A 16,061-nucleotide genomic window follows, 5' to 3' on the forward strand; every position below is an offset into this window, starting at 1 on the left:
TCCGTCCGTTGTGCTCAGGCGTGGCAATGCACGGCGCAGATCAGTGCGCGCGAACGTTGCAGCGCGGCCTGCGCGCCGCGTGACGCCATCACCCAGCCGACCTGGCCGAGATTGAAGTCCTGCGACACCATCACCTGCATGAGGGCGACCATCGGTAAGACCACCGACGGCCGGTAAAGCTGGTCTCTGATTAAATCTGGCATGACAACTCCCATCGCACGACGCCGCTTCGGCATCGCGCTCAATTTACCTTTCGATGGGAGGATTTTAAGGAGAGAGGCCTCGCGGATAAATACCGCGAACGCGAAGGCACTTGTCCGGCAAACCGAACAATCCCGTCGGGATGTCCGCGCCGCGCGCCGTGCAAGCCCGCATTCGCAAGCCCGGAAAGGGTCCGGGCTTGCGTGCGGAACCGCCGGCAGGTTCAGGAGGCGTCGGCCACGTTGAGCTGCGCGTCCCACAAACCGCGCGCATACGCACTGGCTCCGACCGGGCGGCTGTACAGATAGCCCTGCTGCTTGTCGCAATCGATCGCGCGCAGGAACGCCGCCTGTTCGGCGGTTTCCACCCCTTCGGCGGTGACGTTCATGCCGAGCGAGTGCGCCATCGCCACCACCGCCTGGGTAATCGCAATCGAATCGCGATGATCCGGCAAACCCGCGACGAACGAGCGGTCGATTTTCAGGTTATGCAGCGGGAAGCGCTTCAGATACGACAGCGACGAATAGCCGGTGCCGAAGTCGTCGACGGAAATGCGCACGCCCATGGCGTTCAGCGCGCTCAGCATCGGCAGGACGGTTTCGCTGTCGCTCATCAGCAGACGTTCAGTGATCTCCAGTTCCAGCGCGGTCGGCTCGAGCCCGGACTGCGCGAGACAGCGTTCGATCCGCTCCACCAGGCCGTCGTTGAACTGCCGCGGCGACAGGTTCACCGCGACGATCAGCTCCGGCGCCAGCGTGCGCCGCCACTGCGCCACCTGCTCGCAGGCCCGCGCCAGAACGAAGTCGCCGATCTCGACGATCAGCCCGGCATCTTCGGCCACGGGGATGAATTCCCCCGGCGACACATTGCCCAGCTCGCTGTTGTACCAGCGCAGCAGCGCCTCCGCGCCGATCGTGCGGCCGTCGCGGCTGTCGACGATCGGCTGGTACACGAGGCTCAGTTCGTTGCCGGCGAGCGCGCGCCGCAGCGATTGCTCGATCGTGAAGCGGCGCTGCAGATGCTGATTCAGCTCGGCGGTGAAGAACTGGAAGTTATTGCGGCCGCGCTGCTTGGCGTGATACATCGCCGAATCGGCGTTGCGCATGAGCGTGGCGACGTCCTGGCCGTCTTCCGGAAAACGGCTGATGCCGATCGACGCGCCCAGGTAGTACTCGTTGTCCGCCACCGCGAACGGCACCGCGATCATGTCGAGAATGCGGCGCGCGAGGCCGATCAGATGCCCGGTGTTTTCATACGCGCTGATCACGATCACGAATTCGTCGCCGCCCACGCGCGCGAGCGTGTCCTCGGGCGAGATGCACGCCGAGAGGCGCTCCGCCACGCTGCAGAGCAGGGAGTCGCCGGCCTCGTGGCCCGCCGTGTCGTTGACCTTCTTGAAGCCGTCCAGGTCGACGAACAACACGGCGACGCTCGCCAGCTCGCCCATGCCGGACGACATGTCCGGCGTGAACAGGTCGCGCATCCGCTCGGTGAGATAGGCGCGGTTGTAAAGGCCGGTGAGCGAATCGCGGGTGGCGAGGAACTTGAGTTGGCGCTGCGCCTCGCGCACGGGTCCGATGTCGGTGAACGAGATCAGCACCGAACTGGGTTCGCTCTCGCCCGGCTTGATGATCGGCACGACGTTCTCGGTGATCCAGACAATGTCGCCGCCGATCAGCTCCACGCCGATCGTGACGCCGAGCACCGGTTTGCCGGTGCTCAACACCTGTGCGGTCGGGCGGGCAGCGTCGACGACGAGCGAGCCGTCTTCGTGATACGCGCGCACCATCACCGTATGAATACTGCGGCCGACGATCTGCGGGGTCGCCCGCAAAATACGCTGCGCGCTCGGATTGCAGGCGAGCACGATGCCGTCACGCGACTGCACGACGATCCCTTCGATCAGATGATCGACCACCAGCCGGTGATGCTCCTCGCTGTGCGCGAGGCGCTGGACCATGGTGTCCTGATGCACGGCGAGACCGACGCTGTGGCCGATGTCGCGCAGCATCGCTTCTTCCTCGGCGCTCGGGCGGCGCGGCACGCGGTAGTAGACCGCGAAGGCGCCGAGCACCACGCCGGAATCGTTTTCAAAGGGCACCGACCAGCAGGCCCGCAGGCCGATCGGCAATGCGAGGTGCCGGAAGTCGGCCCACAGCGGATCGGTTTCGATATCCTCGACGACGACGAGGCGCCGCTCGTACATCGCGGTGCCGCACGAGCCGACCTGTGGACCGATCGCCGTGCCGTCGATCGCCGCGCTGAAATGCGCCGGCAGCGACGGTGCGCCACCCACCCTGGCGTGCACGCCGTCGGGATCGAGCAACAGGATTGAACAGGACGCGCCTTCGCCCAGCAGCGCTTCCGCGCGGCGGCATACTTCGTCAAGCAATTCCGGCAGCGGCGTGTTGCGGGTGATCAACCGCAACACCGTGCGCTCCGACGCCACCACTCCTTCGGCGAGATTCGATCCATAGCGGCCTTCAGGCGCTGCTTCCAGCTTGTTTTCTGATGTCGCTTCGCAAGTCATATGTGCGCCCCCTAACCCGACATCGGCAACTTAGTGTACGCGGCACACCGGGGTTTACGCGAGGCCGGTGAATTTAATTCGTCGCGGATGGGAGACGGCTTGGCGAATTGGGCCGGTCGATGCCTTGGGGAAACGGCGTAAAGGCCTTGCTGGAGCGGGTGATGGCGCATTGGGCGGGCGCTGCGCGGGCAGCGCTGCGGGTTCCGCCGCCTCTTGCTCTGGCGGAACCCGAATCACGCGGGGACGCTTTGCTGCGACTCGCAGAAGCGGGTGATGGCACCCTTGGCGCGCGCAGCGCCGGCAGGGTTCCGGGCTCTGCCGCCGCCTATTGCGAGGCAGAAACCGAATCACGCGGGGAAGCTTCGCGGCGACTTGCCGGGATCGCGCTCAGCCGTGTTGATCCGGCGGGCGGCCACCGCCACCGCCGCCACCGCCGTGCCCTCCGCCGCCGTTGCCGCCATGGCCACCGCCCTCTCCCCCACCGCCGTTGCCGCCGCCCGGCGGCCTGCCTCCGCCGCCTTGCGGAGGACCGCCTTGAGGGCGGCCACCCGCGTTACCTTGTGGACCACCGGGAGGGCGCCCACCTGCGTTACCCGATGGCTGGCCGCCCGGCGGACGCCCGCCCGCATTGCCCGGTGGCTGACCGCCCGGCGGACGCCCGCCAACATTCCCCGGCGGCGGCCCACCCGGCGGTCTTCCTCCGCCGTGCCCCGGTGGCGGCCCGCCCGGCGGCCTTCCTCCGCCATGCCCCGGTGGCGGCCCACCCGGCGGACGTCCCCCGCCGTAGCCCGGCGGCCGTCCCGCGCCCGGACGCGGTGGTGGCGGCGGCGGATGATGCGCCCAGCGCGATTGCTGGCCGTACCAAGGCCGGCCGCGATAATAGTTGCCCCAATACGAACCGATTGAGAACGTCACGATCGGCAGCCCGATTACCGTGCCGTAGTTCATCACCGGCACATTGGCGCCCTGATACGGATAGCTGAGCGAGCCTGCATACACCCAGCCGCGCAAATTAGGCGCGGCGACATCGCACCATTGATAGTTGCTGATGCATCCCATCACGCTCAGCGGCACCCCACCCGGCAATTGCGTCACGACCGGGTAATCCGGCGCCGGGCCCGCGCGCACGTTGACAGTGGTGTTGGTATAGGCCTGCGACTGCGCGCAAGCCACGGCGGGCAAGGCCAATACGCCGGCCGCCGCATACAGACATCGAACGAGGTGTTGTTTCATTCTTTCTCCCGTTTCAAGCGCCGCGTGTCCTGCCGGCCGGTCCTGCTGATGTAGTGAGTGCTCGTGGTCCCTGCGCGGCACGCCGCATCGCCATGTATCGCCTCGCGGTGCGTCCGCTTACAGGCGAGTTGCACGGCACGTGCCTGAAAGCGTTCAGTTAATCGCCCGCGTCGATTCCCGCCCTCCCCGCAAGGCAAGATTTGGTAATCACCCACCTGAAGTCACGCGTTTTTCGGGCGTCCGTGTTCCGGCATCTCGGCCGATCATCCATTGCATGAAAAAGCCATGCACTGCCGGGACCGCAATGACCATCATCCGCCCACTTCTAATCGCCGCGCTCATGCTCGCGCATCCAGTCGCCCATGCCACCAGCTTCGACTGCAACCGGGGACGCTCGCTGACCGAAAAGATGATTTGCAACGACCCCGCGCTCTCGAAGCTCGACGACACGCTGGGGCAACTGTACTGGAAAGCGCGTCGGCGGGTCAGCAACCGGCGCGCCTTTCTCACCGACAGCGACAGCAAGTGGGCGTGGCGTGAAGCGAACTGCCGCGATGCGGCGTGTCTGGGGACGTGGTACGCGACGCGTATCGAGGAACTGCAGACGCTGATCGAAGGGATGCAAACCGGAACGCCGCCGCCATCTTCCACGCCGGTTGAGCCCGACACGCGACGCAGGCCGCTCGTGGCCCCCGCTCAACCCACCGACGTGGCGATGCGTCAGTGCACGGCAACGAATCCTGGGATCGTGGTGAACGAGCAGTGTTCCAGCGTGCTCAAAGAGAGCAGCGGACAGTGGAAACATCAGCCGCGCAGCGGCGACTGGTTCTGCGGCGTCGCGATGCTGGCGCCGGCGGAAATGCAGGCCGACGCCGCGCAATGACCAAAGCATACTTTGCATGCCGGCTCAGCGAGGCCGGGCACACAAGCAGGCGTGCGACCTCGCGATTCTCCCTCGCGCAAACGCACCAGGCACGGCTAACGGCTGCTCCAGAATCCGCGCTGCACCGCCATCACCTCGGCTTCCACTTCGGGCACCGGCCCGATCACCTCGACCGGTTTCTGGCAATGATCGAACACATACCGGCAGTCCACGCTCATGGTCGGATTCTCGGCGTGATCGCCGGTCGCCTCCAGCAAGCGCTTCTCGGTCATGCCGAACACGACCCGGCCGATGTTGGCCCAATACATCGTCCCGGCACACATGCAGCAGGGCTCGACCGACGTGTACAGCGTGCAGCTCCACAAATACTCAGGCGTGAAGTTCAACGCCGCCACGCGCGCCAGCACCGACTCGGCGTGATTCACCGTGTCGACGTTGCCCTGCTCCATCAGCACCGTCTCCTGGTCGGGTCCGACCAGCACCGCGCCGAACGGATGATGCCCTAGCAGCGTCGCCCGCTCGGCCACCCGGCTCGAATGCCGCAGATGCCGCACGATCTGCTCGTGCGTAGGCGTCAAACCCTGCGGCGGATAGTTGGCGGCCGCTGCGGCGGCCTCCGTCGAAACCGTCAGACTCACGGGCGATCTCCTTGAATAATAGTTAGATTAGCGAAGCAAATTCTTACTTGGGCAGCGAGCCATCCACGCCCTGCACGAACCAGTTCAGACGCAGCAGTTCCGGATCGCTCAACGACTTGCCGGCGGCGACTTTCACCGCGCCGGACTGATCCATGATCGGACCGGCAAACGGATTGAACTTGCCGGAGATGATGTCATCGCGCTTCTGGCTCAAGGCCTTCTGCGCGGCCGGTGAAACGGCGTCGGTGTTGATGTCGGCGAGATCGATCGCTTTCTCTTTCAGCCCCCACCACACCGGCGAATTGTTCCATGTGCCCGCCATCACCTGATCGACCAGGTGCGTGTAGTACACGCCCCAGTTGCTCACGCAGGCGCCGAGTTGCGCGTTCGGCCCGAACTTCTTCATATCCGAGTCCCAGCCGAACGCATGCACCTTCTTCTGCTCGGCGGTCTGCATCGTCGCCGTCGAATCGGTGTTCTGGATCAGCACGTCGGCGCCCTGGCCGATCAGCGTTTCCGCGGCCTGCTTTTCGCGGCCCGGATCGAACCAGCTATTGATCCACACCACTTTCACGCGCGCATTCGGATTGACCGAGCGGGCGCCCATCGTGAACGCGTTGATGTTGCGCACCACCTCGGGCACCGGCACGGAGCCGACAAAGCCGAGCGTGTTCGACTTGGTCGTATAGCCTGCGACGAGACCGGCCAGGTAGGCGCTCTGATAGGTGCGCACGTCATAGGTAGCGAAGTTGGCCGCCTTCTTGTAGCCGGTGGCATGTTCGAACACGGCGTCGGGGAAGTCTTTGGCGACCTTCAGCTCGAAATCCTGAAAGCCGAAGCTCGAACCCACCACGATCTTGTTGCCCTTGGACGCCAGATCGCGGAACACGCGCTCCGAATCCGCCGACTCCGGCACGTTCTCGACGCGCGTCACCTTGATCTTGTCGCCGTATTTCGCCTCGAGCGCTTTCACGCCCTGTTCGTGCGCGTAGGTCCAGCCGGCGTCGCCCGGATTGCCGAGATAGACGAAGGCAATGCCGATCGGCTGCGTGGTGGCCGCCGACGCCCCCGCGACGCTAAATGCCAGCGTCGCGCCAAGCGCGGCAGCGAGGACGGTTCGGACGGTTTTGATGCGCAGTGAATGATGCAGCGCTCGCGCCAGCGTTGTTTTCATGGATTCTCCGAAGATGGTTGAAGGTGCCTGCCCCAGCGCTCGGGATAACCCGGGCAAGGCTCCAGCATAGGGGGCCATATTCGAAGGTCAATTTCAGCGGAAAAATTATTTCCCGTTATTCCGCCCATAACTAACCTCATATTTTGGTCCCGCCACAAAACATGTTCGACGCTTTCGAACGAGTGCGTCGGAGAAGTGGTACGGCAAGGGCGTCGCACAGGCGCAATATCAGTCTCACCAACCCGCAACACTCTTTCGGAGATTCAAAATGACTCGCTTCCAAGGTAAGTCGGTTCTCGTCACCGGCGGCAGCAGCGGCATCGGCTTCGCAGCCGCCAAGGCATTCGCCGATGAAGGCGCCCGTGTGGTCATCACCGGCCGCGACGCCGACGCCCTCGAAACGGCAAGAAAGGCGCTCGGCGCCGATGCCGTCGCGGTGCGCAACGACGCCGGTTCGGTGGCGTCGGCGCATGAACTGGCGGCTGCGATCAGCGCTGCCGGCATCCGCCTCGACGCGGTGTTCGTCAACGCCGGCACGGCGAAATTCGCGCCGTTCCCGGACGTCGACGAAGCCTTCTGGGACGCGATGTTCAACACCAACGTCAAGGGCGCCTACTTCCAGATTCAGGCGCTGCTGCCGTTGCTCAATCGCGGCGCCTCGATCGTGATCAACGGCTCGATCAATGCGCATATCGGCATGCCGGCGTCGTCCGTGTATGCGGCGAGCAAGGCCGCGGTGATTTCGCTGGCGAAGACGCTTTCGTCGGAACTGCTGCCGCAAGGCGTGCGCGTCAACGTGGTCAGTCCCGGACCGGTGCAAACGCCGCTGTACGGCAAGCTCGGCCTCGACGCCGCCGCGCTCGAAGCCACCGCCGCGCAGATTCTCGGCCAGGTGCCGGTGGGCCGCTTCGGCACGCCGGAAGAAATCGCCTCGACCGTGCTGCATCTGTCGGCGCCGGAGTCGGCGTTTATCGTCGGCACGGAAATCATCGCTGACGGCGGAATGAGTCAGCTTTAAAGCCACGCTCAGGCGAGCCGCGCTCGCGGCTCGTATCGTCTGCCTGCCTGAGCGCTCAGAGCTTCACCCTGCTATTCAAACCCGGGCCTCGCTTCATAGAGGCGCCCGGCGGAGCCCTTTTGTCCGAGACAAATCATGCGTCTTAAACTGACCTCCCTTCTGCTGGCCGCGGCGCTCTCGCTGACGGCCGCCGCACCGGCCGCACAAAGCGCCGAAACCCATGCAAACGCGAGCACCGAATCGCTCGCGCTCGCATCCACATCGCCGACGCTCGCCGCCGCCTCCGCCGCCGCCTCCGCCTCCGCCAGAATCCACGACGGCAAGATCGACGTGAACGGCGTGCGCTACCACTACCTTCTGGCGATGGGGCACGGCACGCCCATCGTGTTGCTGCACGGCTGGGGCTCGACTTCGTTCATGTGGCGCTTCGTGATGCCGCAACTGGTCGCGCGCGGCTACACCGTACTCGCACCGGATCTGCGCGGTCTCGGCGACACCGCCAAACCGGCCACCGGCTACGAGAAAGCCAACATCGCCGAAGACATTCACGCGCTGGTCGCGCAATTGAATCTCGGCCCGCAAGTGCATGTGATCGGCCACGACATGGGCGGCATGGTCGCTTATGCGTACGCCGCGCAACATCCGGACGAAGTGCGCTCGGTCGCGATTCTCGACGTGCCCTTGCCCGGCATCGAGCCGTGGGATCAGATCGTGCAGATGCCGCGCACGTGGCACTTCCGCTTCTACGCCGTGCAGGATTTGCCGGAAATGTTGATCGCGGGGCGCGAGCTGGAATACCTCAAGTGGTTCCACAATTCCGAGGCGGTCAACTCGCGCGCGTTCACGAACGACGTCGAGGAAACCTACGCGCGCGAATATGCGATGCCGGGTGCGTTGCGCGCGGGCTTCGAGTACTACCGCGCGTTTCCCGCCGACGCGAAACAGAACCGGCTCTTCGCGCAGCACAAGCTGACCATGCCGGTGCTCGGCATCGGTGGAGCGGGCAGTCTCGGGCCGATCGTCGGCGAAGAGTTGCGGCACGTTGCGCTCGACGTCCAGTCCGTGCAGATCGAAGGCGCCGGCCATTGGGTCGCCGAAGAGCAGCCACAGGCCGTTACCGACGCGCTGCTGAAATTCCTGCCGCCGGCCCGCTAACGCATCACGCTATTTAATGAAGCTTCGGCTGCGACTCCGCCTGATCCTCGTCGGGCGGGTTGCCGTCGCCGTCGCCATCGCCAAACAACTCGCCGCACAGACTTTGCCCCAGTTCGCTCAGGCGCGCCGTACCCGTGCCTTCCTCGTTGAACGTCGTGTCCACCAGCCCGCCGTCGGCGAGCGCCGTCAACTGACGCCGCAAGCCGCTCATCGGCACGCCCGCCTGCTTCGACAGCTTGGCGAGCGACCACGCGCCGCCCGGCGTTTCCCGATGCGCGCGCCACAATTGCGTCAAGATGGCGACCAGCACCGGATCGAGTTCGTCGTCTTCCATAGTCAGTGTCTCCTCCTTTTTTACGCCATCTGCGTGACCAGTTCGCCGAGCGTCTTCAAAGCCGCTTCGGTCTGCGCGGTCCACGGATAGCTGTAGTTGAGCCGGATGAAATGGCGGAAATCGTTGCGCGTCGAAAACATCATGCCTGGCCCGACCGTGATGCTGCGCGCGAGCGCCGCCTGGTAGAGCCGCATCGAATCGACGCGCTCGGGCAGTTCGACCCACAGCACGTAGCCGCCCTGCGGCGTCGACATGCGCGTGCCGACCGGAAAAAACCGCTGCACCATCGCCATCATGATGCTGGCCTGCTGCCGATAAACCTTGCGCACGTGCCGCAGATGCCGATCGTAGCCATCCTGCCGCAAATAATCGGCGACCGCGACTTGCGGCACCGACGGCGTGGTCAGCGTATTGAGAAACTTCAGCTTCTCCACCTGGGCGCGATAGCGTCCCGGCAGCGCCCAGCCGATGCGGTACGACGCGGTCAGACTCTTCGAAAACGACGCGCAGTGCAGCACCAAGCCTTTGGTGTCGAAACTCTTCAGTGTGGACGGCCGCGTCTCGCCGAAGTACAGCTCCTGATAGACGTCGTTCTCGATCACCGGTATCTCGTGCGCCGCCAGCAGTTCGACCAATTGCCGTTTGCGCGCATCGGGCATCTGGAAACCGAGCGGATTCTGGAAGTTGGGCATCACCATGCAGGCCGCGATCTTCTGTTCTTCGATCACCTGAGCAAGCGCCTCGATATCGATGCCGTGAACCGGATGCGTCGCCACCTCGATCGCGCGCATGCCGAGACGCTCGATGGCGTGCAGCATCGCGTAATAGGTCGGCGATTCGACGGCTACCGTGTCGCCGGGTTTGGCGACCGCCTGCAGGCTCAGGTTGATCGCTTCGGTCGCGCCGAGGGTGATGACGATTTCGTCGGGGTCCACCGGCAAGCCGTTCTCGGCATAGCGCCGGGCGATCTGCCGGATCAGCTCGGGGTTGCCCGGCGGCAGGTCGTCGATCAGATTCCAGCTCGCGTGACGTCGCGCGATCGCGTTCGCGTACTGGTTGATGCGCCGCCACGGGAACAGCGACGGATCGGGATACGGCGAGCCGAACGGCACGGCGTCGTGCGCGCGGATGCTGCGCAACGTCGACAGCACGAGGCGGCTCACGTCCACCGCCGCGGCCACCGGCGGTGTTTGCGGCGTTTGCGGCGTCAAAGGGCGGCCAGGCTGCGGCTCGTTGAGCGCCACGGCCCGCGCCGCGGCGTCGCGCACAAAATAGCCCGACTGCGGACGCGTTTCGACAATCCCCCGGCTTTCCAGCAACGCGTACGCGTGCAGCACGGTCTTAATACTCACGCCATGCTGCTGGCTCGCCTGCCGCACCGACGGAATGCGCTCACCCGCCGCGAACACGCCGCGGCGCACGGCTTCGGTCATTTCATCGGCGAGTTTTTCGTACAGTTTCAAGGACTTGAGTCGAGCAGAAGCGTGGACTGAAGCGCCAGTCTAAGGGAAAACCCACAAACTGTATCCCTTCCTTTTCCAATTTTCTGTATGCTGCGCCCTTTTTGGAACACAGTAGGCTTGCACCTATCGGCTCAACAGCCTCGTTCAAGCCCGATCCGGCGGCAACATCATGAAGAAACCCGAAGCTCGCATCGAACCCTATACGCACCCCGCCGCTGGCTGGGGCGCGCTCAAGTACGTCGCCATCAACCTGATCAAGGAAAAGGTGACGGGCGGCGACTACCGCATGCTGTTCAAGCAGAATCAGCCGAACGGCTTCGACTGCCCCGGCTGCGCGTGGCCGGATCGCGAGCACGCGTCCACCTTCGAGTTCTGCGAAAACGGCGTGAAAGCCGTGGCCGCCGAAGCGACCAGCAAGCGCGTGACGCCGGCGTTCTTCGAAAAGCATACGATCGCCGAACTGATGACGCAGTCGGACTTCGAACTCGAACAGCACGGCCGCCTGACCGACCCGCTCGTCTACGACGCCGTGCGCGACCGTTACGTGCCGATCGGCTGGGACGAAGCCTTCGACCTGATCGCCGATCGCCTGAAGCGGCTGGACGATCCCGACCGCGCCGCCTTCTACACCTCAGGCCGTGCGAGCAACGAAGCCGCCTTCCTGTATCAGTTGTTCGTGCGCATGTACGGCACCAACAACTTCCCCGACTGCTCGAACATGTGCCACGAGGCGACCAGCCGCGGCTTGCCGCATACGGTCGGCATCGGCAAAGGCACGGTCACGCTCGACGACTTCGAACACGCCGACACGCTGCTGATCTTCGGCCAGAATCCGGCCACCAACCATCCGCGGATGCTCGGCGAACTGCGCGAGTGCGCCAAGCGCGGCGCGACCATCGTGTCGATCAATCCGCTGAAGGAGCGCGGCTTGGAACGCTTTGCGAGCCCGCAGCACCCGGTGGAAATGCTGACGATGGGCAGCACGAAGATCAGCTCCGTGTTCATTCGCCCGAAGGTCGGCGGCGATTTCGCGCTGATCAAGGGCGTCGCCAAGCGCGTGATCGAGCTCGACGACGAAGCGCTGGCGTCGGGCCTGGAACGCGTTCTGGACGTCGCGTTCATCGCCGAACATACCGTCGGCTTCGACGCTTTCGCCGATGACTTGCGCGCCGAGAACTGGGACACGATCGTCGCCGAAGCCGGCGTGCCGTTCGAAGACGTGCTGCAACTCGCCGACATCTATGTGAAGGGGCGCGCCGTGATTTCGACGTGGGGCATGGGCCTCACGCAGCATAAGAACTCGGTGCCGACCGTGCAGATCCTGTCGAACCTGATGATGATGCGCGGCAATATCGGCCGGCGCGGCGCGGGCCTGTGCCCGGTGCGCGGACACTCGAACGTGCAAGGCGACCGCACGGTCGGCATCGAAGAACGGCCTACGCAGGCGTTTCTCGACAAACTCGGCGAAGTCTACGATTTCGAACCGCCGCGCGAGCACGGACTCGACGTCGTCAATACGATTCAGGCGATGCTCGACGGCAAGGTGAAAGTGTTCATCGGCCTCGGCGGCAATTTCTCGATCGCGACGCCCGACACGCCGCGCACGTGGGAAGCGATGCGCTCGTGCGACCTTACCGTGCACATCACGACCAAGCTGAACCGCAGCCATCTCGTGCATGGCCGCGACGCGCTGATTCTGCCCACGCTCGGCCGCACCGAAATCGACTTGCAGAACGGCGTGGCGCAAGGCGTGAGCGTCGAGGATTCGATGAGCATGGTGCATATCTCGTACGGCATGAACAAACCGGCGTCGGAGAATCTGCTGTCGGAAATCGCGATCGTCGCGCGTATGGCACATGCGACGCTTGGCAGCGCGAAAGTGGACTGGCTCGCGCAAGCCGCGGATTATTCGCTGATCCGCGACGGCATCGCGCAAGTGATCGAAGGCTTCACAGACTACAACGAGCGCTTGAAGAATCCTGGCGGCTTCCATCTCGGCGTGGCGTCGCGCGAGCGGATCTGGAAAACGCCGAGCGGCAAAGCGCAGTTTCTGGTGCATGCAATCGATATGGCGACGCCGATCCATCAAGCACGCAAAGAACACGGCGAGCGGCTGATGACGTTGATGACGACGCGCTCGCACGATCAGTACAACACGACGATCTACGGTCTCGACGACCGTTATCGCGGCGTGTACGGACAGCGCCGCGTGCTGTTCGCCAACAAGGACGATCTCGCGATGCTCGGTTTCGCGGCGGGTCAGCGCGTGGATATCACGAGCGTGTGGGCCGACGGCATCGAGCGTCACGCGGATGGTTTTCTGCTCGTGGAATACGACATTCCGCGCGGCTGTCTCGGCGCTTATTATCCGGAGACGAATCCGCTCGTGCCGCTGTCGTCGGTCGCCGATGGCGCGGGCACGCCGACGTCGAAGTCGATTCCGGTTCTGTTGAAGGCTTCCGAAGTCGAGGCGATCGCGGCTTGATCGTTAAACGGTTTTTTTCGCCAGCTCGCGCTGCGTCAGATAAAGACGCAGATCGAACTCGATCTGGTGGTAACCCGGTTGCATGAACTCGCACAGGCGGTAAAACGCCTTGTTGTGGTCGCTTTCCTTCAGATGAGCGAGTTCGTGCACCACGATCATTTTCAGAAATTCCGGCGCCGCCGCTTTGAACAGCGACGCGATGCGGATTTCTTTTTTCGCCTTCAGCTTACCGCCTTGCACGCGGGAAATACTCGTGTGCAGACCGAGTGCGTGACGCACGACGTCGAGTTTGCTGTCGTAGGTGACCTTGTCGATCTGGTCCGCGCTGCGCAGGTGTTCGCGTTTCAGGTCTGCGCAGTAGGCGTACAGCGCCCGGTCTGTTTGCACGTCGTGCGTGTTCGGATAGCGCGCGGCGAGGTATTGGCCGAGCTGGTTGTCGGCGATCAGCTTTTTGACTTTCTCTTGAAGCGTGAGCGAGTAGCCGGTCAGGTATTTCAGATGGGACATGGTTCTGCTCGGCACTCGCTCAAACGCCGCGGCGATTGTCTTCGCAATCGTCCCAATACCGAAGCGGATCGCGGTGATCCGGGTATTCCTTGTCCAGCCAGTCTGACAGAATCTTCCACTGCGGATGGTTCGGGCCGCTGCGCGTATCCCAGAACGATTCCTTCAGCACGCTGTTGTTACGGCCGCGGTCCCGCACGACGATCCGGCAATGGTCGTTCGATTCATGGAATTCGGCCTTCAGGTAGTAGCGCGGAAAGATCTGCAATGCGGCGCCCGCCACGATGCGGCCCTGCGCACGAACGACGCCCGCGGATTCGATCCGCAAAACACCATCCACGGATTTGTCCGCGCGCCATCCAACTGGCAGCCTGACGACGCATTCGCCTTTGCCCACCTTGATCCAGTCCATGCGCCAGCTGCGTGCGAGCGCATCGCGCATGGCCGCCGCGTCTGCATAACCGGGCGGCAGTTCGAACTGGCCCGGCAGGACGACCAGTTCATCCCCGCCCGGCGTGACGCTGGCGGGATTGTCGAATGGGTCGTTGTCGAAGGGATTCGACGGCCGGCTGGCCTTGGTGTTGCTGCTGTTCGGCAAATCCCCGAAGAGACTTTCGGCGGCACGGCGTGCACGCTTTGATTTTTCGTTGGCCATTGATTTTCTCGGGTGGGGTTGGGTTGGCCTGGTGGGAAACACTCGTTATGCGATTGACATGCAGATTGGATCAACCGAGCCGATGGCTTGAACCCAGGACGTCGAATCGGCGCACTGGGTTCAAGCCATGCAGAAGCCGCTATTGTAGTTTTTCCGGCGGACGATCGTCGACGGCTCTGAAGGCAGAGCGATCAAACGCGCGGGAGGTCGTCGATGCATTTTTCGACGTGGTCGCCAGGGACATCCGTGTCGATGCCATCGTGGCCGTCGGTGTGGGAGACGGACACGATCTTGGGCCCTAGAAACCGCGTGCCGCCGAGCGTAAAAAGGGACCAAACAGCATCTCCCCGACGGATCGCGGCGACGACTTCGGGTATTTCGACAATCGCCGTGGGGGACAGCCAGTCACGCGTCGACGGGTCGACGGGAGCCCAACGCACGTGGGTGATCCGGTCGCTTGCCGGGTTGATGCGAACGGCGTCTATAGCAAAGGTAGTCACGTCGACCTCCATCATCCTGATAAATGGATTCCAGCATTATGCGCCGCTTAATCCGCCGGCGATCAGGTTGACGTGGCCTTGCTGTCCGTCAGGGTTATCGGTGCTCCTCGCCAGTGTGGCCGGCCGTATCGGCATCGACGTGCGGCAAGCTTCGCGCCAGCCGCGGGATCAACTCCATGACCGGCAGCCGCAGCGTTTGCGCCAATTCGTCGATCGCGATCGACTGATCGCCGTCCCGCCCCAGCAGCGTGACGACGCTTCCGGTCCGCGCCTGCTCGATCTCCGTAATATCGATCACGGTATGCTGGAAAGAGCGGCGCCCAAGAATACGCGCCGTCTGTCCGTGCACCAGCACGCGGCCTAGCGGCGGCACATGATTCAGCCCGTCCCAGAAGCCGATCGGCACCGCGCCGATGCGCACACAGCGTTCGAGCCGGATCGGCTCCGCGTAACCGATCCCCAGCATGGATCCGGCCGGATGCTCCTGAACGTGAATGATGCGGCCGCGAACAGCCCGCAACATCGGCCGCAGCGGAGCGCGCGCCATCCAGTCGGCGTCGAGCGCACCGTATAGAAACCGCCCGGGGTCGACCGCCTGATACGCGAGATGCGGATGCGCGAGCATCACGCGCGAACTCGCCAGCATCGTCGTCACGTCATCGAATCCCGCCGCGCGCGCATCGGCCAGCGCGGCATCGAACACGCCGGCCTGCCGGCACGTCACGTCATCGCTCTCCGGCGAACTCAGATGCGTGTACACGCCTTTGAGCCGCACGGTCGATTGATCGCGCAGCGCCTCGAACGCGGCTTGCCATTGCGACGGCAGAAAGCCGAAGCGCCCGAAGCCCGGATCGATCTCGAGGAACGCATCGACGGCGACGCCGGCATCGATAAACGCGCGCAGACTCTCGTGACTCTGGATCGTCACCGTCAGTCCCAACGCGGCGACCTGCGCCGCATCCTCCGGCAAGGTCGCGGCGAACAGCAGAATCTCGCGATCGATGCCGGCGTGGCGAATCGCGATACCCTCTTCCGGACTGCCGACGCAAAAGCCGTCGACACCCGCTTGTGCCGCGAGGCGCGCTACGTTCGCGGCACCGAAGCCGAAGCCGTCGCCCTTGCAAACGAAGTAGATTTTCGTGGCGCGTCCCACCTGTTCACGCGCGACCGCCAGGTTCGCCGCGATGGCGCCATAGTCGAGCTCGGCCCAACTGGGACGCAGCAAGCGCACACGTTGCGTCTCGCGGTCGGGCTCGATGATTGAAGCGGACATATATAACGCCCCGTC

15 protein-coding genes are annotated in these 16,061 nt (G+C 64.0%); 4 read left to right on the plus strand and 11 right to left on the minus strand.

Annotated features, from left to right (window positions below):
• Positions 1–14: 14 nt before the first annotated feature.
• The 3 genes from PQR54_RS05690 to PQR54_RS05700 form a co-directional block, all read right to left on the minus strand.
• The gene (locus PQR54_RS05690; protein WP_408244439.1) at positions 15–203 is read right to left on the minus strand and encodes a hypothetical protein; all 189 of its coding nucleotides are present in this window, start codon (positions 201–203) and stop codon (positions 15–17) included.
• Between the two features lie 221 nt (positions 204–424).
• Entirely contained in the window at positions 425–2,731 is a 2,307-nt protein-coding gene (locus PQR54_RS05695; RefSeq protein ID WP_408244440.1) for a putative bifunctional diguanylate cyclase/phosphodiesterase, read from the minus strand.
• Positions 2,732–3,118: 387 nt separating this feature from the next.
• Positions 3,119–3,964, minus strand: a complete 846-nt coding sequence (locus tag PQR54_RS05700; RefSeq protein ID WP_408244441.1) for an SH3 domain-containing protein — start codon at positions 3,962–3,964, stop codon at positions 3,119–3,121.
• 304 nt (positions 3,965–4,268) lie between these two features.
• Here PQR54_RS05700 and PQR54_RS05705 point away from each other — a divergent pair, with 304 nt between their 5' ends.
• The gene (locus PQR54_RS05705) at positions 4,269–4,847 is read left to right on the plus strand and encodes a lysozyme inhibitor LprI family protein (protein ID WP_408244442.1); all 579 of its coding nucleotides are present in this window, start codon (positions 4,269–4,271) and stop codon (positions 4,845–4,847) included.
• A 95-nt stretch (positions 4,848–4,942) separates the two neighbouring features.
• Here PQR54_RS05705 and PQR54_RS05710 read toward each other — a convergent pair whose 3' ends face one another.
• A complete protein-coding gene (locus tag PQR54_RS05710) occupies positions 4,943–5,485 on the minus strand; it encodes a nucleoside deaminase (protein WP_012433622.1) in 543 nt (180 codons plus the stop codon).
• A 43-nt stretch (positions 5,486–5,528) separates the two neighbouring features.
• The gene (locus PQR54_RS05715; protein WP_408244443.1) at positions 5,529–6,659 is read right to left on the minus strand and encodes a BMP family ABC transporter substrate-binding protein; all 1,131 of its coding nucleotides are present in this window, start codon (positions 6,657–6,659) and stop codon (positions 5,529–5,531) included.
• Positions 6,660–6,927: 268 nt separating this feature from the next.
• Between PQR54_RS05715 and PQR54_RS05720 the strand changes: the two genes are divergently transcribed.
• Positions 6,928–7,677: an SDR family oxidoreductase gene (locus PQR54_RS05720; protein ID WP_408244444.1), complete on the plus strand. Its 750-nt coding sequence runs from the start codon at positions 6,928–6,930 to the stop codon at positions 7,675–7,677.
• 135 nt (positions 7,678–7,812) lie between these two features.
• On the plus strand, positions 7,813–8,832 hold the full coding sequence (locus PQR54_RS05725; RefSeq protein WP_408244445.1) for an alpha/beta fold hydrolase: 1,020 nt from the start codon (positions 7,813–7,815) through the stop codon (positions 8,830–8,832).
• 13 nt (positions 8,833–8,845) lie between these two features.
• Here the strand turns inward: PQR54_RS05725 and PQR54_RS05730 are convergent, their stop codons facing one another.
• Together PQR54_RS05730 and PQR54_RS05735 are read right to left on the minus strand one after the other, a co-directional pair.
• On the minus strand, positions 8,846–9,166 hold the full coding sequence (locus PQR54_RS05730) for a helix-turn-helix domain-containing protein (protein ID WP_408244446.1): 321 nt from the start codon (positions 9,164–9,166) through the stop codon (positions 8,846–8,848).
• Between the two features lie 20 nt (positions 9,167–9,186).
• The gene (locus tag PQR54_RS05735; protein WP_408244447.1) at positions 9,187–10,629 is read right to left on the minus strand and encodes an aminotransferase-like domain-containing protein; all 1,443 of its coding nucleotides are present in this window, start codon (positions 10,627–10,629) and stop codon (positions 9,187–9,189) included.
• Between the two features lie 169 nt (positions 10,630–10,798).
• On the opposite strand from PQR54_RS05735, the gene PQR54_RS05740 reads away from it, so the two are divergent.
• Positions 10,799–13,114 carry an FdhF/YdeP family oxidoreductase gene (locus tag PQR54_RS05740; RefSeq protein WP_408244448.1) on the plus strand — a complete coding sequence of 772 codons (2,316 nt, stop codon included), beginning with the start codon at positions 10,799–10,801 and terminating at the stop codon, positions 13,112–13,114.
• A gap of 3 nt (positions 13,115–13,117) precedes the next feature.
• Here the strand turns inward: PQR54_RS05740 and PQR54_RS05745 are convergent, their stop codons facing one another.
• The 4 genes from PQR54_RS05745 to alr form a co-directional block, all read right to left on the minus strand.
• Complete coding sequence (locus tag PQR54_RS05745) at positions 13,118–13,621, minus strand: M48 metallopeptidase family protein (protein WP_408244449.1); 504 nt, start codon at positions 13,619–13,621, stop codon at positions 13,118–13,120.
• Positions 13,622–13,640: 19 nt separating this feature from the next.
• Entirely contained in the window at positions 13,641–14,273 is a 633-nt protein-coding gene (locus PQR54_RS05750; protein ID WP_408244450.1) for a hypothetical protein, read from the minus strand.
• A gap of 191 nt (positions 14,274–14,464) precedes the next feature.
• The gene (locus tag PQR54_RS05755) at positions 14,465–14,773 is read right to left on the minus strand and encodes a hypothetical protein (RefSeq protein WP_408244451.1); all 309 of its coding nucleotides are present in this window, start codon (positions 14,771–14,773) and stop codon (positions 14,465–14,467) included.
• Between the two features lie 94 nt (positions 14,774–14,867).
• Positions 14,868–16,046, minus strand: coding sequence for an alanine racemase (gene alr / locus PQR54_RS05760; protein WP_408244452.1), 1,179 nt, complete (start codon positions 16,044–16,046; stop codon positions 14,868–14,870).
• Positions 16,047–16,061 lie beyond the last annotated feature (15 nt).

Origin of the sequence: Paraburkholderia phytofirmans (genome assembly GCF_046028095.1) — a bacterium.
Classification (GTDB): domain Bacteria; phylum Pseudomonadota; class Gammaproteobacteria; order Burkholderiales; family Burkholderiaceae; genus Paraburkholderia; species Paraburkholderia phytofirmans_A.

Bases quoted from the DNA above. Each gene is read 5' to 3' on its own strand.
- PQR54_RS05695 (WP_408244440.1), bottom strand. From the start codon at position 2,731: ATGACTTGCGAAGCGACATCAGAAAACAAGCTGGAAGCAGCGCCTGAA.
- PQR54_RS05705 (WP_408244442.1), top strand. From the start codon at position 4,269: ATGACCATCATCCGCCCACTTCTAATCGCCGCGCTCATGCTCGCGCAT.
- PQR54_RS05730 (WP_408244446.1), bottom strand. From the start codon at position 9,166: ATGGAAGACGACGAACTCGATCCGGTGCTGGTCGCCATCTTGACGCAA.
- PQR54_RS05740 (WP_408244448.1), top strand. From the start codon at position 10,799: ATGAAGAAACCCGAAGCTCGCATCGAACCCTATACGCACCCCGCCGCT.
- PQR54_RS05725 (WP_408244445.1), top strand. From the start codon at position 7,813: ATGCGTCTTAAACTGACCTCCCTTCTGCTGGCCGCGGCGCTCTCGCTG.
- PQR54_RS05700 (WP_408244441.1), bottom strand. From the start codon at position 3,964: ATGAAACAACACCTCGTTCGATGTCTGTATGCGGCGGCCGGCGTATTG.
- PQR54_RS05690 (WP_408244439.1), bottom strand. From the start codon at position 203: ATGCCAGATTTAATCAGAGACCAGCTTTACCGGCCGTCGGTGGTCTTA.
- PQR54_RS05745 (WP_408244449.1), bottom strand. From the start codon at position 13,621: ATGTCCCATCTGAAATACCTGACCGGCTACTCGCTCACGCTTCAAGAG.
- alr (WP_408244452.1), bottom strand. From the start codon at position 16,046: ATGTCCGCTTCAATCATCGAGCCCGACCGCGAGACGCAACGTGTGCGC.
- PQR54_RS05720 (WP_408244444.1), top strand. From the start codon at position 6,928: ATGACTCGCTTCCAAGGTAAGTCGGTTCTCGTCACCGGCGGCAGCAGC.
- PQR54_RS05715 (WP_408244443.1), bottom strand. From the start codon at position 6,659: ATGAAAACAACGCTGGCGCGAGCGCTGCATCATTCACTGCGCATCAAA.
- PQR54_RS05750 (WP_408244450.1), bottom strand. From the start codon at position 14,273: ATGGCCAACGAAAAATCAAAGCGTGCACGCCGTGCCGCCGAAAGTCTC.